Origin of the sequence: Colwellia sp. KU-HH00111 (genome assembly GCF_040362745.1) — a bacterium.
Classification (GTDB): domain Bacteria; phylum Pseudomonadota; class Gammaproteobacteria; order Enterobacterales; family Alteromonadaceae; genus Colwellia.
The window spans coordinates 487,577-505,859 of the sequence record NZ_BAABWO010000001.1; the positions used below are offsets into that span (position 1 = coordinate 487,577).

Annotated in this window: 17 protein-coding genes; 15 read left to right on the top strand and 2 right to left on the bottom strand. The window is 36.7% G+C overall.

The genetic code is table 11. From position 1 onward, the window contains the following. Nucleotides 1–6 precede the first annotated feature (6 nt). A complete protein-coding gene (locus ABXG98_RS02090) occupies nucleotides 7–1,113 on the top strand; it encodes a DNA methyltransferase (protein WP_353537022.1) in 1,107 nt (368 codons plus the stop codon). Then, nucleotides 1,113–2,639, top strand: coding sequence for a DNA methyltransferase (locus ABXG98_RS02095; protein ID WP_353537023.1), 1,527 nt, complete (start codon nucleotides 1,113–1,115; stop codon nucleotides 2,637–2,639). The genes ABXG98_RS02090 and ABXG98_RS02095 overlap by 1 nt, the downstream gene beginning before the upstream one ends. Nucleotides 2,640–2,677: 38 nt before the next feature. Here ABXG98_RS02095 and ABXG98_RS02100 read toward each other — a convergent pair whose 3' ends face one another. Next, nucleotides 2,678–3,739, bottom strand: coding sequence for a phospholipase D-like domain-containing protein (locus ABXG98_RS02100; protein WP_353537024.1), 1,062 nt, complete (start codon nucleotides 3,737–3,739; stop codon nucleotides 2,678–2,680). 406 nt (nucleotides 3,740–4,145) lie between these two features. Here ABXG98_RS02100 and ABXG98_RS02105 point away from each other — a divergent pair, with 406 nt between their 5' ends. Both ABXG98_RS02105 and ABXG98_RS02110 read left to right on the top strand, forming a co-directional pair. Beyond that, nucleotides 4,146–4,577 carry a hypothetical protein gene (locus ABXG98_RS02105; protein WP_353537025.1) on the top strand — a complete coding sequence of 144 codons (432 nt, stop codon included), beginning with the start codon at nucleotides 4,146–4,148 and terminating at the stop codon, nucleotides 4,575–4,577. Between the two features lie 65 nt (nucleotides 4,578–4,642). Beyond that, complete coding sequence (locus ABXG98_RS02110) at nucleotides 4,643–4,945, top strand: hypothetical protein (protein WP_353537026.1); 303 nt, start codon at nucleotides 4,643–4,645, stop codon at nucleotides 4,943–4,945. A 559-nt stretch (nucleotides 4,946–5,504) separates the two neighbouring features. On the opposite strand, the gene ABXG98_RS02115 is transcribed toward ABXG98_RS02110, so the two are convergent. Further along, nucleotides 5,505–5,732, bottom strand: a complete 228-nt coding sequence (locus ABXG98_RS02115) for a PPC domain-containing protein (protein WP_502901523.1) — start codon at nucleotides 5,730–5,732, stop codon at nucleotides 5,505–5,507. 425 nt (nucleotides 5,733–6,157) lie between these two features. On the opposite strand from ABXG98_RS02115, the gene ABXG98_RS02120 reads away from it, so the two are divergent. The 11 genes from ABXG98_RS02120 (at nucleotide 6,158) to ABXG98_RS02170 (ending at nucleotide 18,280) form a co-directional block, all read left to right on the top strand. After that, on the top strand, nucleotides 6,158–7,105 hold the full coding sequence (locus ABXG98_RS02120; protein WP_353537027.1) for a hypothetical protein: 948 nt from the start codon (nucleotides 6,158–6,160) through the stop codon (nucleotides 7,103–7,105). A gap of 273 nt (nucleotides 7,106–7,378) precedes the next feature. Further along, nucleotides 7,379–8,044 (top strand): hypothetical protein, encoded by a 666-nt coding sequence (locus ABXG98_RS02125; RefSeq protein WP_353537028.1) that lies wholly within the window; start codon nucleotides 7,379–7,381, stop codon nucleotides 8,042–8,044. A gap of 213 nt (nucleotides 8,045–8,257) precedes the next feature. Continuing rightward, complete coding sequence (locus ABXG98_RS02130) at nucleotides 8,258–9,529, top strand: O-acetylhomoserine aminocarboxypropyltransferase/cysteine synthase family protein (RefSeq protein WP_353537029.1); 1,272 nt, start codon at nucleotides 8,258–8,260, stop codon at nucleotides 9,527–9,529. Between the two features lie 163 nt (nucleotides 9,530–9,692). Next, a complete protein-coding gene (locus tag ABXG98_RS02135; protein ID WP_353537030.1) occupies nucleotides 9,693–10,151 on the top strand; it encodes a YehS family protein in 459 nt (152 codons plus the stop codon). A gap of 55 nt (nucleotides 10,152–10,206) precedes the next feature. After that, on the top strand, nucleotides 10,207–11,391 hold the full coding sequence (locus ABXG98_RS02140) for a DEAD/DEAH box helicase (RefSeq protein WP_353537031.1): 1,185 nt from the start codon (nucleotides 10,207–10,209) through the stop codon (nucleotides 11,389–11,391). Between the two features lie 31 nt (nucleotides 11,392–11,422). Then, on the top strand, nucleotides 11,423–12,157 hold the full coding sequence (locus tag ABXG98_RS02145) for a glucosaminidase domain-containing protein (RefSeq protein WP_353537032.1): 735 nt from the start codon (nucleotides 11,423–11,425) through the stop codon (nucleotides 12,155–12,157). A gap of 107 nt (nucleotides 12,158–12,264) precedes the next feature. Beyond that, complete coding sequence (locus ABXG98_RS02150; RefSeq protein WP_353537451.1) at nucleotides 12,265–12,633, top strand: glutaredoxin family protein; 369 nt, start codon at nucleotides 12,265–12,267, stop codon at nucleotides 12,631–12,633. A 111-nt stretch (nucleotides 12,634–12,744) separates the two neighbouring features. Further along, nucleotides 12,745–13,752 (top strand): protein-methionine-sulfoxide reductase catalytic subunit MsrP, encoded by a 1,008-nt coding sequence (gene msrP / locus ABXG98_RS02155; protein ID WP_353537033.1) that lies wholly within the window; start codon nucleotides 12,745–12,747, stop codon nucleotides 13,750–13,752. An 18-nt stretch (nucleotides 13,753–13,770) separates the two neighbouring features. Beyond that, entirely contained in the window at nucleotides 13,771–14,376 is a 606-nt protein-coding gene (msrQ, locus tag ABXG98_RS02160; RefSeq protein WP_353537034.1) for a protein-methionine-sulfoxide reductase heme-binding subunit MsrQ, read from the top strand. Between the two features lie 97 nt (nucleotides 14,377–14,473). Further along, nucleotides 14,474–16,687, top strand: coding sequence for a bacteriohemerythrin (locus ABXG98_RS02165; protein WP_353537035.1), 2,214 nt, complete (start codon nucleotides 14,474–14,476; stop codon nucleotides 16,685–16,687). Between the two features lie 237 nt (nucleotides 16,688–16,924). Then, complete coding sequence (locus ABXG98_RS02170; RefSeq protein ID WP_502901531.1) at nucleotides 16,925–18,280, top strand: amidohydrolase; 1,356 nt, start codon at nucleotides 16,925–16,927, stop codon at nucleotides 18,278–18,280. Nucleotides 18,281–18,283: the final 3 nt, after the last annotated feature.

Consider the following 18,283-nt stretch of genomic DNA (forward strand, 5'->3'; position numbering starts at 1 on the left):
GCGTAAATGCTCGAAACTCTTCAAAACCTAGATTGGAACTTCAAGAGCTCAACAAATAAGGAGAAAATTCATCGAATTCACCCTTATCCAGCGAAGTTTATTCCAGATATTCCATCTCAACTGATTGATGAGTTAGGCTGTCCTAATGGTGTTGTCTTAGACCCTTTTTGTGGTTCAGGAACGACTTTAAATGTTGCACAGAATAAAGGGTTTAAAGCTATCGGTGTGGATTTAAATCCAATAGCTTGTTTAATTAGTAAAGTTAAAACATCTTCACTAGATAATACCTTTACCAAGGCTAGTATAGATGTTGTTTCCCATGCAAAAAGTTTGTCTGTTGATTTATCTGAGGTGTCGGATATACCGAATATTGATCATTGGTTTAAACCGGAAATACAAAAAAATATACTTTCATTAAGAGAGTCAATCAATGTCTATAAAGATGAACCATCAATATTTGATCCTATGAGGGTTGCTCTATCGAGTATTTTGGTGAGAGTATCAAATCAAGACAGTGATACGAGGTATGCCGCGGTTGATAAAAACTTATCGCCTGAGTCAGTGTATAAACTTTTTGAAACGACTTGCAGAAATTTTATGGCCTCTTTGAATCAAAGTGACCAATTGCCTAATGTGAAAGTTATTAATAAAGATATCTTAAAAACTACTAAAGAAGACATTAACTCTGAAGTAGGTTTAGTGGTAACTTCCCCTCCTTACCCTAATGCCTATGAATATTGGTTGTATCATAAATATAGAATGTTTTGGCTAGGTTTTGATCCTGTAAAGGTTAAAACTCAAGAAATAGGTGCAAGGGCTCACTTCTTTAAAAAAAATCATCATACTCCTGAAAATTTTTATCACCAAATGAAAGGGACTCTAACATTAATAGATCAAGTCCTCATAGCTGATGGTTACGCTGCATTTGTAGTTGGTAGGTCTAAAATACATGGTGAAATAGTAGATAATGCAGCTCTAATTGAGCGTGCTGCTGCTGAATTGAACTTTGAAATAATTGGAAGATTTAATAGAAAAATGAATGCTAGTAAAAAGTCATTTAACCCCACTCATGCGAATATAAAAGAAGAAACCATTGTGGTATTAAGAAAGTAATGGATATCAAATTAACATTTCCTAAATATAAATTGTTTGAGTATGAAAAAGAACTTGCCTTCAGGGAGCTTGAAATAGCAACTTCATGCGAGGGTGAGATAATTAAAGGCCAATCTGGGGCATCATTTACCTTAGCAAGTGATAAAATAGATGATGTACTAGAACGTTTAAAAAAACTGACTTACTTTGAAAAAATAAATTTTGATGAACAAGAGGTTTTTACATATCAAGCTGAATTAGAGAAATCCTGTCCTAAATCAGGAACAAGTAAAAGGCAAACTACTCGATACGGGGCGCATGGGTTGCATGAGTATAAAGGGAAGTTTAATCCTCAGATAGTCTCGTCAATTATTCAAATATTCAATTTGCCTGATAATTCAATTATTTTAGAACCATTCTGTGGAAGTGGTACCACATTATATGAATCATCAATTAAAAATCATACAGCTATAGGTTTTGACTTTAATCCTTTAGCCGTTTATCTAGCTAATACTAAATTAAGCTCTACAGATATAGGTATCGAGAGGGCTATTTTTTTTGAGGTGATAAACGTAAGTAGACTAAACTTTCAAGATACTGAAATAGCGAGTGATGAGAGGGGGGAGTATTTAAAAAAATGGTTTGAAAACGAACAACTCCTAAAAATAGAAACCTTATTGAATAATACATATCTCCATATTCAGAATGAACAACAGCGGGATACCCTTTTATGTATAGCAAGTAATTTGATTCGAGAATACTCATTACAGGAGCCTGCAGACTTAAGAATAAGGCGTAGAAAAACAGAGTTGCCAGCGGTTTGTTTATATACAGTATTGGAAGATAAAGTAAATGAGTTTTTTAATAGTGTTGAGTCGGTAAGGAGAACTTCACCTTTTATCTCTAGTAAAAAGTCTGGTGAATCTAAAGCTTATAATATTGATATTAGAGATACAGAAGGGCTTCAACCATTTTTTAGTAAATTCGATGCAGCCATCACTAGCCCTCCATATGCTACAGCTCTACCATATATTGATACTCAAAGGCTTAGCCTTATTTGGTTAAAATTTGCTTCACCAAAAGAAGTGAAAAAATTAGAAAACGCATTAATAGGATCTAGGGAGCTAACTAAAGCAGAAGAAAGGCAGCTCAGGGAAATGCTTTTACATAATGAAAACTCTATTCCTGAAGAATTACACAAGCTATGCCTAACAATGCTTAACTCCCTTAATGAAGGGGATGGTTTTCGAAGGCAAGCCGTTCCATTTTTAATATATAGGTACTTTGCGGATATGAAAATAATGTTCGAGAATGTATCTAAAATGATGAAAAAAGGTGCTCCTTTTGCTCTGGTGGTTGGTCATAACCAAACAACTTTGGGTGGAGTTAAGTTTGATTTAAATACACCTGCTTATTTATCTGAAATAGCTGAAAATAATGGGTGGAAAGTGCGTGAAATTATTAGTTTGGATGTCTACCATCGATATGACTTACATAGCTCAAATTCGATAAACCATGAAAGCTTAGTAATATTAGAGAACCAGTGAGTAGGAAAGGAATAGCCTACTTACTGGCTTAACTCAACTTAAATTAACTTATTAAAGTTTGAATTATCAATGAAACCATATCTTTTACCTGCAGCTCCAACAAAAATTGTTGCAAATTGATCTAATGCTGGGTGAGATGCGTGGTTGCTATCGATGATTCTTATTTCATAATGGTCATCTGTAATTCTCGTTATACAAGCGAGATCTCCTGGTGATGCAATGCCTGTGCATCTGTAAGCACCAGTTCCTAATCTGAAATCTAAATTATTTTCAGCCTCAAAGGTGACTCTTTCCTGTTTTGTTATATTTAAGTCTACATAGTTCATTGTAATCATCGTGGATAAAGTACCCTTCCATCCCTTTTTATTACGTATTGTTAATGGGGGGAAGAAATCAAAACAGTCTTTACTTAACCAAAAGTATTGGCTTCCTTTAGATGCATTTGTTCCTTTTATCGCTAATATTCTATTAGTATCTGTTGGTACGAGGCGAACTATAAGAGTCTCCGCATCTGATTCATCTACAGCTAAATTTCGTGGGGTTTCGTCATATAATAACTTCCAGCATGACGCATGAGGTGTTAGGTCACACTTGTGATATTGCCAATTTTGACTAAGGAGATTAGCGATAAAATCATCCCAATTAAAACCTTTTTGTGATATTGATGGCTCTTTAAGGTATACAGAGGCTTCAATGTTTTGGGATAATCCGGGACCTGTAAAATTCCCCGAACCTATTACAGCTGATTGATTTCCTAAATCATCTTTATAGCCATAACATTTTGCGTGAAGAAGTCTTTTTCTATTAATTAGGTGTACTGATGCGCCACACTCCAAAAGGGCTTCAACTACTTGCTTACTACTAAGTCTTTGACTTGGGCTGCCACCTAAAACGGCCACTACATTTCCGCCGTTTTCAGTGTGCTCTCTTAAGGTTTTGTAGAAGCGTGCGCCGCCATTAAAGTTTGAAAAACCTGAAACTATGTATATTGTACCCGAACCCGAAGGAAGGCTTTTAACCCACATATCCTCGAGGATTGCACGCAATCCATTTTGATTTCCTGTTGTATAAACATTAGGGTGAACTACAAAATCAAACATTTTAATCCTTTATATATACCTATCAGTTGGTTGATTATATATCCTTATATATCAGTGAGTAAATGCCATATTAGTTGTTTTATAAGTTAATTTTGGCTGCTTTAAATTTGTAAACTTTACTTATAGACGGCACAAGCCATTGTTGTTTGATAATTTCACAAACTTTGTTTGCATCAAAGAGATAAGAAACAAGAAAGAGGGTCGATTTAGTATATTAAAAGCAAATAACTTTTTACGATAATTATGAGAAATAAATACCGTCATCCTGGTAATTGAAACAAGCGAAGCTATTAATTCGATAAAAGCAGATGTTATACTTGGCGAAATTTTACCAATTTTAAACTCGTTAAAGCTTTTTTTAAATTATTAGCGAGCTTACTGAATAAGCAACTAAAATAACTAAATAATGAAATATTATATTAATGTCCTGAGGTTAGATAATTTTGAGGTGGATTTTAGAAATGGTTTTTCGACTCTTGCGATAGCAGAACGTAAACTCAAGCTATCAACTCAATTATCGGAAGGAGATATGGTTATATCTTACGTTTCCAGTCGAGTTAGTTCTTTCGCTTCAATCAGATCAATTGTTAATCCAAGTTTAATTCCTAGCGCTAAGATACTTGAGTACGATGTACCAATTCATGGTTATATAGAGACACGTCCAGAATTAGTTTTAAAGGAATCCGAATGGGTGAGAGTAAAGGATATCATTCAGGACTTGTCTTTTATAAAGCATAAAAAATACTGGATGAATAAGTTCCTAAATTCTTTATTTGAAATTAATAAAAAAGATTTTCATATTATAAGAAAACTAATGGTGAAATCACAAAAAAATTAATAAATCTTGAAGTCCTATTCTATAGCTCGTTAAACTGATTATAACAACTAAAGTGGTAATTCTGGGTGAAACTTCTAAATACTTTTGATGATAGAGATAATGCAGAGCTAGCTTTAACTAAGTTGTCAGGTCAAAAACGACTAGCAAGCGAGCGAGATGGAACTGAAACGATTTATAACTTATTTGGCCAAGCTACATGGAGCAATTTATATAAATTAGATATGTTTAATTTACAAGCGCTTAAAGAATTATTAGATAAAAGAACCAATGGGGAAAATTTTGATGAATTAAGGCATATTGAAATAATAAAGTTGCTTCGATATGCCGAGTCTTCATTTGATTTGACAATTCCTAAGCACTGGTTGTGAAAGGTTATTTCTAGAATAAATAATGATATCAAATTATATCGACAGTAGGATCGTGCCTGAGCACACATGATCATACTTCACGTTAATTGAGTTCAAATTATTAATTATGTAATTTCTGTGCTCATTGGGCGTGTGTAATTGAAATGAAATGTAATTGCTAGTAACAGAAAAAATGATTAAAAGTAAGAGGTTAACGTTGCTTGATAGTGCTTGAAACTTACCTTCCAAGAATTCAAAATCCGTTGCCTTCGGGCGTGACGGTTCAAGTCCGTCCTCCGGTACCATTTAAAATTAAACCTGCTGTGATGCAGGTTTTTTTGTTTCTAAAGCCCTAAATTATTATTTCTAATGATGCGCTATGTTCATAACCGCTTAAGTAACTGGGCTATCGGATGTGCACATTAATCTACGTATCTCGTTGCTAGTTTAATGGGCGCTTTTAGCCGAATATTACTGCATAGCTTTAATGTCTGTAAACAAAAGCAAAAAATCCGATAAAGATTTCTCAGTATCGGATTTTAATCTTTATAAAATAATATCAAACTCGATAATTTTGTACTTATGGATTATAAGTTACATCTAAATTAACACCACTTGCGGCTGAGTAACCGTAAATACCAATATGCCAAGTATCTGCAGCAGTGTTGCTAAATGAACAGCTTTCATTGTTGCCACTTTTGTATGGGCAACAGTCATAAGTAGATGAGGTAGGTTGTGAACCACGTCGAATATACATGTCCGCATCACCTGTACCACCGCTCAGTAATTGTTTAACAGATATGGACACTTGTTATTTCCAGTTGTTGTTTTTTATTATAATTTCTAGCTATCCTGTCCCTTAAATAACACCGTCAGTATAATTTATATTAACATATTACTAACATCAAGAGTCAAACCCAATCAAACTCATCAATAAAGTAAAACGCTACCTTAAGCTTGGTTATTATTATATTGCAAATGCAATATATAGGCTTCTTTAAGTGAGCGTGTGCTTTGAAATAATAAGACTTATAGTTGGAAATAGAGCTTAGATATTATCCTTCCTCAGGGGTTACTTGACTAAGTTGATTTTGTCGACTAGGTTTTTATACTACTTGATTTTAGATGTTTCGTGCACGTAGCATAATCTGTGTTGCTGTATTCTAGTTTAAAAACCTATTTAATACTTGCAACCTTGAGTTGCTCTACTAACCAGATCAAAGGGAATGACAAATGAGCTTCAATTCAGACTTGAAACAGGCCTTCGACAAAAAAAAACAAATAGAGACCTACATTAGTGATATTTCTAAACTATATAATGCAGGGAATCAGTTATATCACAGAGGCGTTGGTAGCACTGGTGAACTAATGAAACTGGCGTATGAGGGAGTGGAGCGCATAGCAGGGCTTACTTCACATTCCTATATCGGTCAGTATTTGTCGTACCACAAAATTGGATTTAATGCTTTATCTGGAATGATCAAAGCAAAAGAAATGATAGAGTTTATTGAAAAATGGCAATCAGCATTTGAAAAAAGAGCTAACGAACTAGAAACATCTGCAAATGAGGTATTTAAGGCTAATAGTTTCGCTTACTCAATGATGAATGGCGATGGTGCGCTTGCCAAAAATCTCCCTCCTCAATTTCTAATCTATTATGAATATGCAAAGGATTACAATGATGCTTTTGATAACTTTCAGGAGAAAAACTTCAAGAATAACTGGGATTCAGCGACCAGAACTCAAGAGTTAAAATCTATACCTGAACTGTCTAAACCTTATGCGATAGGCATGAAAGATAGAGAAGAGCAACTTGGTCTTGTTATTTTAATGCGAGCTAGAGATGTTGCATCGGCGTACATGTATTTTGCTAATGAGTTCAGTGAATTTGAAAAAGCTGGCGAGAAAGCTAATAAAATGCTAAAAAAATTACAACAGAGCAAAGGCAGTGGGGATGTTATTGCGAGTAAAGGAGCAGAATACAAAGCGCAGTTGGATTTAGTCAATAGTAACGAGAATTCAGATATCAACCACCACCTTTTATATTTCAGTGGCGATTGGAAGGAAACCAGCTCATACAAAAAAGCTGATAAGGCTATTAAGAAGCTACACGACTTATCTCACAAATGGAACCAATGGGCATACAATGTAAAACAGGATATTCACTTACAAAGCTATTGACACCTCTCTTCCCTCCCATTTCAAATACTCACTTCAGCTCAAGCGAGTCAAGAGTGTTTCTTAAAAATTGATAATAGATAATCACATTTATTGGATATGTGAATGATTGTTGTAATGTGTCGGTAATTTTTACACCAAGAGTTTTTCATGAACTGATTGAGTGGTTAGGTGACTGATTTATATGTTTTTTTTGTTTGTGGTGTGTTTTTTGCTTTTCTGCGATTGGATTTATTACTACTTTATTCAATTCAAAACTTTAAGGAAAAATGTTTTATGAAAAACAATTTATTTAAAATAACAAGCTTTTTAGCGGCATTGTTTATTACCGTAAACGCAAATGCTACTTTATTATTCCATGGTTCAAGTACGTTATCTACAGTGGTTACACAATCACCGGCAGAGGCTCGTGCAGCGTGGGAAGCTGAGCTTTTTTCTTTTGGTATCGATAACCTTGACGGAATCAATGCCAGTGGTACTTTTACCTCCCCATTTGGAAATACTTATTCTGAAACGGGTAACGGAAGCTTCATTACAACTAATGGTAGTAATATTCGAGGAAATCGAAGTAGTGCAAGCTTAATTCAGTTTGATGTAAACTTTCAATCTCCTGTTAATGCTGTCGGTTTTGATGTACGTGATAATGATGGTGGTGGTATGAGATTAGAGCTTACTGATTCTGATACCGGCGCTGTTACAATATTTGATTTTGATTCGGTGGCTGGAAGCAACCATACAGAGTTTTTTGGTGTGGTGTTTGAACCTACTGTGTTTATTTCGGCTTTACGTATAGGCGGAACTGATCCCGGTGGCATCACATACTGGGATAATTTTACTACAGGCGTAGGTAAAAATGCTGTGGGAGTTGATGAAACAAGTTCCTTTTTGTTATTTGGCCTTGCTCTTGCTGTTTTTGGCTCAATGAGATCTCGTAAAAAATAACTCATTTCTTATTTATGTTACACCATCACCTAACTATGTCATATGAGGTGGTGGTGTATTTTACCTATTTTAAGTTATCCTCTTTGAAGCATTTCCTTTAATCGATTTTTTGACTAAGTATATTATTAAACTTTCCTGGCAAATTTATATTTAAATTCTCCAAACATTAAGCTAAGTTAATGACAGCTACATTAACCTCACTTAGGAATTTTTATGAAACTAGCCTCACTAGCACTGCACCACGGTTATGACTCTGAAGCGACAACCAAGGCAGCAACAACGCCAATTTATCAAACTACCTCATACACCTTTGATAGCACACAACATGGTGCAGACTTATTTGATCTAAAAGTTCCAGGTAATATTTATACTCGGATCATGAACCCTACCACTGATGTGTTAGAGCAAAGGGTCTCACAAATGGAAGGAGGGCTTGCTGGTTTAGCGGTAGCCTCTGGCATGGCGGCCATCACTTATGCTATTCAAGCCATAACCTCAGTAGGTGACAATATTGTAAGTACTAGCCAGCTTTACGGTGGCACCTATAATTTGTTTGCGCACACTTTACCAAGGCAAGGTGTTACGGTTAAATTTGCTTCCGGCAATGATCTTGATACTTTTGATCAGTTAATAGATGAAAACACAAGGGCAGTTTTTTGTGAGTCTATTGGTAACCCTGCTGGTAACATCATTGATTTAGAGGCTTTAGCCAAAATTGCCCATAAGCATGGGGTGCCATTAATTGTAGATAATACGGTGGCAAGCCCGGCATTATGTCGACCCATAGAACATGGCGCTGACATTGTAGTGCATTCTTTAACTAAATATATCGGTGGTCATGGCACGAGTATTGGAGGGATTATTGTTGATTCTGGCAAATTTGATTGGGTTGCTAACAAAAATAGATTCCCGATGTTAAATGAGCCTGATCCTTCCTACCACGATGTTATTTATACACAAGCATTAGGGGCAGCTGCTTATATTGGTCGCTGTCGTGTAGTACCACTAAGAAATACAGGTGCAGCATTAGCACCACACAGTGCTTTTTTAATTATGCAAGGCCTAGAAACCTTGTGTTTACGCATGGAGCGTCATTGCGAAAATGCCTTAAAAGTGGCTAAGTACCTACAAGCCCATGAAAAAGTGAATTGGGTAAATTATGCAGCGCTGCCTGATAGCCCTTATAATGAACTTTGCCAGAAAATAACCAATGGTCAGGCGTCTGGTATTTTAAGTTTCGGCATCAAAGGTGGTAGCGAAGCTGGCGGCCGATTTATTGATGCTCTTGATATGATTTTACGTTTAGTAAACATAGGTGATGCAAAATCTCTTGCTTGTCATCCTGCATCAACAACTCACCGTCAATTGAATCCACAAGAGCTTGAATCTGCCGGTGTTTCTGAAGATTTGGTAAGGATCTCGGTAGGTATTGAACATATAGACGACATTATTGCTGATATCGAACAAGCATTAGCAAAAGCGTAGTCTTACTTTGCCTTGTTTACATGCATAATTTAATAATGTGATAACACTTGCAGGCTTATAGTCGCTATACTATACGTCTGCATGAGTTTTAGTTTGTCTGTGAATAGAATCTCAAGCAATATTATAATCACTTTCAATATTTCAAACAGCATTAGGCAACGTAATGATAAATAATGATCTTCTTCGTAGAATCGCTAAAATTCTTGATTTTAATGATGAAAAAATACGCTCGGTATTTGAATTTGGAGGATGCGAGGTTACTACAGAGCAGTTAGCCAACTTTTTCTTAGAAAAAGATGATAGTGCTTACCAACCGATATTAGATGCACAACTCGCCAGCTTTTTAAATGGTTTAATCATTGATAAAAGAGGAAAAAAAGACGGGCCTGCTCACCCCACTGAACAAGTGCTTAATAATAACCTAATATTTAATAAACTAAAAATAGCCTTGGCGTTAAAAGCTGATGACGTTCTAGCAGTGCTTGAATTAGCTGGATTAAGTATGGGCAAATACGAGCTCAGTGCTTTTTTTAGAAATGTTAACCATAAACACTACAAAGTATGTAGTGATGAAGTGTTATCGACGTTTTTAAAGGGCTTGAAAATCCAAGTACAGCAGTAATGCGCTAGTGCTTTTTATTGTCATTTTATATTTACTTTCTTGCTAGAGACACTGCATGTCATTTTCTACACTTGGATTATCTGATCCTATTTTACACGCTATCACAGAGCTAGCTTATACCGAAGCCACCGTAATTCAACAGCAGGCTATACCTGTGGTGTTATCTGGCAAAGACCTCATTGCGGCTGCACAAACAGGCACAGGTAAAACCGCGAGTTTTGTTTTGCCTTTATTAGAAAAGCTAAATACAGAGCGTAAACTTCGTGGAAAACGTATTCGCGCGCTCATTCTTACGCCTACCCGAGAATTAGCGCTGCAGGTTGAGTCGAGTATTAGCAAATATGGTAAATACTTATCTTTAAGTTCAATGGCAATGTATGGTGGAGTTGACTCAATAGAGCAGAAACAACGATTAATCTGGGGAATTGATATTGTTGTTGCTACACCGGGGCGATTGCTTGATATGGCACATCAACGGGCTTTACACTTTGATGAACTTGAAGTGCTAGTGTTAGATGAAGCTGACAGAATGCTAGCTATGGGGTTTATTGATGATATTAATAAAATTATTGAGCGACTGCCCAAGCAACGACAAAATTTATTGTTTTCGGCTACTATTTCTGATGATGTTCGCGCGTTAGCAAAGCGAACTATCAATGTTCCGGTAGAAATATCAATAACCGACAATAGAGATTCAAAGCCTAACATTCATCAATGGTTGATCACTACAGATAAAGGCAATAAATCGGCGCTGTTAAGCCATTTAATTAACGATTTAAAATGGCAGCAAGCGCTAATCTTTATTGAAACTAAGCACGGTGCTGCTAAGTTAGTAAGCCAACTTGAAAAGCGCGATATAAAAGCTGAGTCTATTCATAGCGGTAGAACTCAAGCAGTGCGTGAAAAAATATTGAGCGATTTTAAATCAGGAAAAATTAAATTTTTAGTGGCAACGGGTATTGCCGCACGTGGGTTAGATATTGGTGAGCTTGAACGTGTGGTTAACTATGATTTGCCTGATCAGGTCGATGACTACATTCATCGCATTGGCCGCACAGGTCGTGCGGGGGCTTCAGGTGAAGCAATATCACTAGTTGCAAAAGATAACTTTAGAAATTTATGTGCCATTGAAAGCCGTTTAGGACATATTATTGAGCGAAAAGAAATTCAAGGGTTTGCCGTTAAAAAAACCGTACCAGTGTCTATTTTGAACTATATTCCTAAGAATAAACGTACTTAAAATAAAACGTTATTATACAAACAGGATGATGATGAAAAAGCCTTTATCAATAGCTTTACTTATTTTAATTGTGTTAATCATTGTTATAAGTGGTGTTTTTTTTACCGCGCCAAGTACGCCTAATTTCCAGCAATATCCGGCTGGAAAAGCAAGAAAAGCCGCTTTTTTTAATTATTTTATGCCATTGGTTACCGCTAATAACCAAGAAATATCTATTATTAGAGCCAAATTGCTTGATTGGCGTGACCATAAAAATAATATTGGCTGGTGGGATGCTCGTCAAATAGCTGATTTAGCAGAACAATATCGTGTTACCAATTTTGTTATTGATGACGAAAGCTCTTGGAAAAAGCTGCTCATTAAAGTTGATATATTGCCACCTTCACTGGTACTGGCACAAGCGGCGAATGAAAGCGCTTGGGGCACATCAAGGTTTGCTACCTCAGGTAATAACTTTTTTGGTCAATGGTGTTATAAAAAGGGTTGTGGTCTGGTACCAAAAAAAAGAGGCTCAGATCAGGAACATGAAGTTGCGGCTTTTAACTCGCCGCAAGAGTCACTTGAAAGTTATATGCAAAACTTAAACAGTCACCAAGCTTATAAAGAGCTGCGGGCCATCCGTGCACAGCTTCGCACTAACAAGCAAACAATCACCGGCGTGGCATTATCGGCAGGGCTAACCAAGTACTCAGAGCGAGGGCAAGATTACATTGCAGAGTTACGTGCGATGATCAAATTTAACAAACTTGCTAAATACGATAAATAATCAATATTATTAACTCTCAGGATAAGGCAAAAGAGTCTGATTATGATAAACTTCATTTTCGTACTTTAGCTAAAATAAACGTTTAAAACAGAAGAAACACTATGATTATGAAGCTTATTCGCTGGCCAATCGGTCGCCTTATTTTATTACTTAATTTTATCTTTTCGCCAACATCGCCAAAAAGAACAGCCCAAGCGCAACAGGAAGTAGATGCTAAGACACAAAATTTAAGCCTATATCAGCTCCCAAGTTGTCCATTTTGTGTCAAAGTACGCCGAGCTATGAAACGTGAAGGCTTGACTATTGAACTACGTAATATCAATAAAAAAAATGATTACCGAGAAGAGCTTATACGTGAAGGCGGTAAACCTACAGTGCCATGTTTACGTATAGAAAAAACTGATGGTCAAGTGCAGTGGCTTTATGAATCAAAAGATATTGTTAGCTACTTACAACAATTAGTATCGCCAGCATAAGTATTAACATATTTAAAGCTGGCTTGAAATAATTCGCCCCGTTGAAATTATTCTATTACTATCAGTGTCTACTCTATATACCAACGTTTGCTTGTTAAATTAGACACTGATATGTTAATTAAAATCCCCAACAAATCTCACCTTAATGATTCTGATGTGACGCAAGAATCTGTTTATCAAGAACGTCGCAGTCTATTAAAGCAATTAGGTTTTTTAGGCGCAGGGGCGTTAATAAGCTCAGCATTAGCCAATAAGGCCAAGGCTGGTTTTTTCAGTGACGATGATGTTAGTTTTAAAACACAGGCACTTGAGTATCAAACTGATACTTTAAACCAAGCCTTAATAAAAACGCCAGAACAAAAAATTATCTCTCATAATAATTTTTATGAATTTGGTGCAAAAAAAGACCAACCGGCAGCATTATCTCAAGGTTTTCAAGTTAAGCCATGGCAATTAACCATTTCAGGTGCGTGTGACAATCCTATGACACTTGATTATGACGATTTGACCAAGCTTTTCCCTTTAGAAGAACGTATTTATCGTTTACGTTGTGTTGAAGCATGGTCAATGGTCATCCCTTGGATAGGTTTCCCTTTAGCCAGTTTATTAAAAAGAGTGATGCCTAATTCAAAAGCGAACTATGTTGCTTTTGAAACCTTGCATGATCCTGAGCAAATGCCTGGCCAAGCAAATAGCCGTTTAGGTGGTGGCATTCAATACCCTTATGTGGAAGGTTTGCGTATTGATGAAGCGATGAATCCATTAACCTTAATGAGTGTCGGTTTGTACGGTAAAACATTACCGCCACAAAATGGTGCCCCTATTCGCTTGGTGGTGCCATGGAAATACGGATTTAAAAGCATAAAGTCCATTGTAAGCATCAAGTTATTAGAGCAGCAACCGCCTACAACTTGGAATAAACTAGCGCCCAATGAATATGGCTTCTATGCGAATGTTAATCCAAAGCATGATCACCCTAGATGGAGTCAAGCAAGTGAACGCCGTATTACCAGTGGCGGCTTATTTAGCCGAAATCGCATCGAGACTCTACCTTTTAATGGTTATGGTGAACAAGTGGCTGACTTATACAAGGGGATGAATTTATCGAGACATTATTAATAGCCCGTAACCGTTGTTATGCTCACTCGTAGTAAAGTTATCGTATTAAAAATACTTATTCATGCAGGCGCCTTAATACCGTTATTGAACTTGTATACCTTAGCGTTTGCTGATGAATTGGGCGCAGACCCGGTTGAAGCAGTTATTCACTTTACCGGAATTGGTGCCCTTAATTTGTTATTACTAAGTCTAACGGTTACTCCGTTAGCAAAGCTAACTAAGCAGGGGTATTTATTACAAACACGACGAGTAATAGGCCTGTATGCTTTTACCTATGCATTGTTCCATCTCATCAACTTTCTCGCGTTTGAAGTTCAATTTGACATGGGCTTGTTTATAAGCGAAGTCATACAACGTCCCTATATTACTGTTGGCATGGTCGCCTTCTTACTCTTAATTGCACTAGCGGTGACTTCTATAAATAAAATAAAACGACAAATGGGTAAATCATGGCAACACTTGCATAATTTTAGTTATTTAATTGTACTATTAGTTACCGTCCATTTTTATTGGTCGGTAAAATCAGAATTAACTACCCCATTGTTCTATTTTTTTATGGTCATTGTGCTTTTGCTCTTTCGATATAAAAAATTAAAAGCTTTGATCTTATCGACATTAAAGTGATTTATTTTTAAACAGTGTTTTAGAATGAACCGCCCATAGCTTATACTTTCGCCTTTCAAATTTTAGAGTGATGATTTTGGGCAAATCTGGCAAATAAATGACTGACTTAATCTGGAACGAAGGAATGAGTGTTGGCATTGATGTCATTGATGAAGATCATAAACAGATCATCGCTATACTCGCTAAGCTCACTTCGGCACATCATAACCAAATCTCAAAGCAAGCAATAGCAGATATTTTTTCTGAGCTTGAGCAGTATGTAATATTACACTTTGCGCGTGAAGAAGCGCTTTTAGAAAAAGTATGTTATGGAAATATTGCTGAGCATAAAGCCAGTCATCAAAAGTTTATTGAGCATTTACCTGTACTGAAATCTCAATGGCTTAGCGAAGATAACTTAACCTGTAGTGGCAAAATCACCACCTTTTTGCATAAATGGATTGTCAATCATATCCTCGTTGAAGATCTTGATTATGCACCCGCGTTGTTCAACTCTTCTGATTTTTCAGTGGCTCAGTTAAAAACTGAAACAAATGAACAAGAAAAGCAATCCATATATAAGGCTTTATCCAATAATGTTGCGCAAAAAATACCGCTATGTAGGCGAATTTTTATAACCGCATTTATCCCAATTATTGGTGTGTTATTGCTTAGCTTTATTATCTTACAATCGAATTACCAGCAATATAAAAACTTATCACAGGTCGTTAGCGTCAATGATGTGATTTTGCAAGTTAATAGACTCACTCAGTCATTGCAAACAGAACGGGCAATAACGGCAAACTTATATACGCTAAATGCTCAAACCGACCGTGAAAAATTAGTGGAAAGTCGCTTAATTACCGATCATGAACTCACAGAGCTCTTCAGGCTGATCCAGCATGATGTTGCCTCTGCTGTAGCACTGAGTATTAAACGTGATCCTGATTTTACACCTGCCAGCTTTGATAAAATAAAGGGCTACAGGCAGAATTTTGATAGCCAGCCTATTGACTTTTTACAAACCTATCAGGCTTATAATACATTAATTGCGAAGTTGTTATTACTGACAGAAAACTTACTGCATGTTGACATGAGTACAACCTTAGCAAATGATATCTCTGTTATTAGCTCAGTATTGTTTTTTGAAGAATATCTAGGGCAAATTAAAGCCCAAGGCTTAACTTTGCTCCATGCTGGCAATGACAGGCTCCAAGATGATATCGCCATTAATCAGTTATTAGGAAAACAACTTCATACCTTAAGAATGTTTGCAAACATAGCCAACGCGCAACAGCAAAAAATCTGCGCTGATTCTTGTAAGCATAGCAAATATATGATGAAACTCTCACAGGTGTTTTCTAAAGTCGAACAAAAGCAAACCTTGGGGCAGGCTACTAGCTACTGGCTTGATTTTATGCTGGTAGAGACAGAGAAATTAAAGAAAATCTCTGATCAGCTAATTACAGAATTTGACCATAAAGTGCTTGCCCAATATCAAAAAGTAGAACTCAACTTTATCATTGCAGTTAGTGTGTTATCTGTGTTTTTATTTGTGGCTGTTTTTGTCACTTCAATTTTGAATCATAGTATCATCCATCCCGTTAGACGTTTAACCGCGGCATTAAATAGTATGGCGAAAGGAAAACGCAATACTCAGTTTAAAAATACTGTTGTTGATGATGAAATTGGTGCGATGCAAGCAGCTTATGAAAAATTACGCCGTAAGCTGCTACAAATAGATATATTTGAAGCCTTGGTTAATAGTCAGAAAAAAGAAATTGAATATCGAAAATCACAGCAACAACATTTTGAGGTTTTAGCATACACTGATTCGCTTACCGGAGCGGTAAACCGCCACCAGTTTAGCACTGCGTTAGCAGAGGCTATTTCGCATGCTAATTATGAGCAGCAACCTTTGTCAATTTTATTACTTGATATTGATTACTTTAAGCAAGTTAATGACAATTTTGGTCACGGTGTTGGTGATGATGTATTGGTTATGTTCTATAAAGCATGTAAAGAAGCGGTCAGAATTGGCGATGTGGTAGCACGTATTGGGGGAGAGGAATTTGTGATTATTTTACCGAATAGTGAATTGCACAATGCTACTCAATTTGCTGAGCGTTTGCGTAAAAAGATCGAAGAGTTAACAATAAAAGTTGATGAAAAAGTGATTAAACTCACCGTTAGTATCGGTGTTAGTCAGTGGTTAAATGAAGTGTTTTCTAGCGCTGAAGCCTTTGTAGACGATGCCGATAAGTTACTTTACCAAGCCAAAGCGCAAGGGCGTAATAGCGTGGTTGCCCGTAATCAAAGAGAAACAGTGTAAACTATCCTGATTTTTCGACAACTGGTCGTAAAAGCACTAGAAACACAAGGTTTCACCTTGGCAAACGCTTGTTGTTATAGATAAAACGTAATATTCTTTTTTAGGTCTAAACTTATATACTATTATGTTGCATACCAAGCGGATTATGTAATCCGATAAGTATCAACAAACACTAATAGTCAATTATTAGCCCAAGGAATATCAATGAAGAAAACACCTATTAAGTTAAGCTTAGTGATGATTGGCGTATCACTCAGTTTAACAGCATGCTTACCTAGTGAAAAACAAGATGCTAAAGTAACCATTAATAAAAATCCCTTTCCAAGTACTTATCAAGCCTTACCACAACAAAATACCTTATTTACTAATGCTACGGTGTTAACAGGCACAGGTGAGCGAATTGATGATGCTGATGTGCTAATTATTGATGGAAAAATTGAACAAGTTGGTGCTGATATCACAGCGACAGGTGTTGAAATAATTGATGCGCAAGGTAAATGGATCACCCCAGGTATTATTGATGTGCACTCGCATTTAGGTGTTTATCCTAGTCCTGGAGTAGAGTCTCATGCAGATGGTAACGAAATGACCTCACCCAATACCTCTGAAGTGTGGGCTGAGCATAGTGTTTGGCCTCAAGATCCCGGGTTTCAAGCAGCGAGAATTGGCGGTATAACCACACTTCAAATTTTACCTGGCTCTGCTAACTTGTTTGGTGGTAGAGGTGTGACCCTAAAAAATGTGCCAAGTCATACGATGCAAGGAATGAAATTTGATGGTGCGCCTTATGGTTTAAAAATGGCTTGTGGTGAAAACCCAAAACGAGTCTATGGCAGTCGCAAGCAAATGCCTTCAACCCGAATGGGGAACGTAGCAGGCTATAGAGCAGCTTGGGCTGAAGCTAGCGAATACAAACGTGCATGGAATAAATACGAGCAGGACTATGCCGCAGGTAAAAATCCTCAAGCACCGGTAAGAGATTTAGAATTAGATACCTTAATGGGCGTACTAGATGGTGAAATTTTAATTCACAACCATTGCTACAAAGCAGAAGAGATGGCGGTGATGATGGATATTGGTAAAGAGTTTAATTATAAATCAGGTACGTTTCACCACGGCATAGAAGCATATAAAATTGCTGATAAGCTAGCTGAAAATGGCAATTGTGCGGCGATGTGGCCAGATTGGTGGGGCTTTAAAATGGAAGCTTATGACATGGTTGAAGAAAATGTTGCCATAGTTGATGCAGTTAAAAATTCTTGCGCTATTGTTCATTCAGACTCGGGCACGACTATACAGCGTTTAAATCAAGAGGCCAGCAAGGTTTTATACCGTGCTAATGACAACGGATTTAACTTAAAAGAAGAAGATGCAATTAAATGGATTACTGCTAATGCCGCTAAATCGTTAGGTATTGATGATAAAACAGGTAGCTTAGTCGCAGGAAAAAATGCTGATGTGGTTTTATGGAATGCTAATCCGTTTAGTGTATACGCACAAGCCGAACAAGTGTTTGTTGATGGCGCTAAAGTTTACGATCGTTTTGATGAGAAGTATCAAGCGAAAAGTGATTTTCTGTTAGGGCAAGAGTAGGGA

Excerpts from the sequence above, each read along its gene's own strand:
- ABXG98_RS02140 (WP_353537031.1), top strand. The coding sequence starts at position 10,207 with ATGTCATTTTCTACACTTGGATTATCTGATCCTATTTTACACGCTATC.
- msrQ (WP_353537034.1), top strand. The coding sequence starts at position 13,771 with ATGCTCACTCGTAGTAAAGTTATCGTATTAAAAATACTTATTCATGCA.
- ABXG98_RS02095 (WP_353537023.1), top strand. The coding sequence starts at position 1,113 with ATGGATATCAAATTAACATTTCCTAAATATAAATTGTTTGAGTATGAA.
- ABXG98_RS02170 (WP_502901531.1), top strand. The coding sequence starts at position 16,925 with ATGATTGGCGTATCACTCAGTTTAACAGCATGCTTACCTAGTGAAAAA.
- ABXG98_RS02145 (WP_353537032.1), top strand. The coding sequence starts at position 11,423 with ATGAAAAAGCCTTTATCAATAGCTTTACTTATTTTAATTGTGTTAATC.
- ABXG98_RS02150 (WP_353537451.1), top strand. The coding sequence starts at position 12,265 with ATGAAGCTTATTCGCTGGCCAATCGGTCGCCTTATTTTATTACTTAAT.
- ABXG98_RS02105 (WP_353537025.1), top strand. The coding sequence starts at position 4,146 with ATGAAATATTATATTAATGTCCTGAGGTTAGATAATTTTGAGGTGGAT.
- ABXG98_RS02100 (WP_353537024.1), bottom strand. The coding sequence starts at position 3,739 with ATGTTTGATTTTGTAGTTCACCCTAATGTTTATACAACAGGAAATCAA.
- ABXG98_RS02130 (WP_353537029.1), top strand. The coding sequence starts at position 8,258 with ATGAAACTAGCCTCACTAGCACTGCACCACGGTTATGACTCTGAAGCG.
- ABXG98_RS02135 (WP_353537030.1), top strand. The coding sequence starts at position 9,693 with ATGATAAATAATGATCTTCTTCGTAGAATCGCTAAAATTCTTGATTTT.
- ABXG98_RS02120 (WP_353537027.1), top strand. The coding sequence starts at position 6,158 with ATGAGCTTCAATTCAGACTTGAAACAGGCCTTCGACAAAAAAAAACAA.
- ABXG98_RS02125 (WP_353537028.1), top strand. The coding sequence starts at position 7,379 with ATGAAAAACAATTTATTTAAAATAACAAGCTTTTTAGCGGCATTGTTT.
- msrP (WP_353537033.1), top strand. The coding sequence starts at position 12,745 with ATGTTAATTAAAATCCCCAACAAATCTCACCTTAATGATTCTGATGTG.
- ABXG98_RS02165 (WP_353537035.1), top strand. The coding sequence starts at position 14,474 with ATGACTGACTTAATCTGGAACGAAGGAATGAGTGTTGGCATTGATGTC.
- ABXG98_RS02090 (WP_353537022.1), top strand. The coding sequence starts at position 7 with ATGCTCGAAACTCTTCAAAACCTAGATTGGAACTTCAAGAGCTCAACA.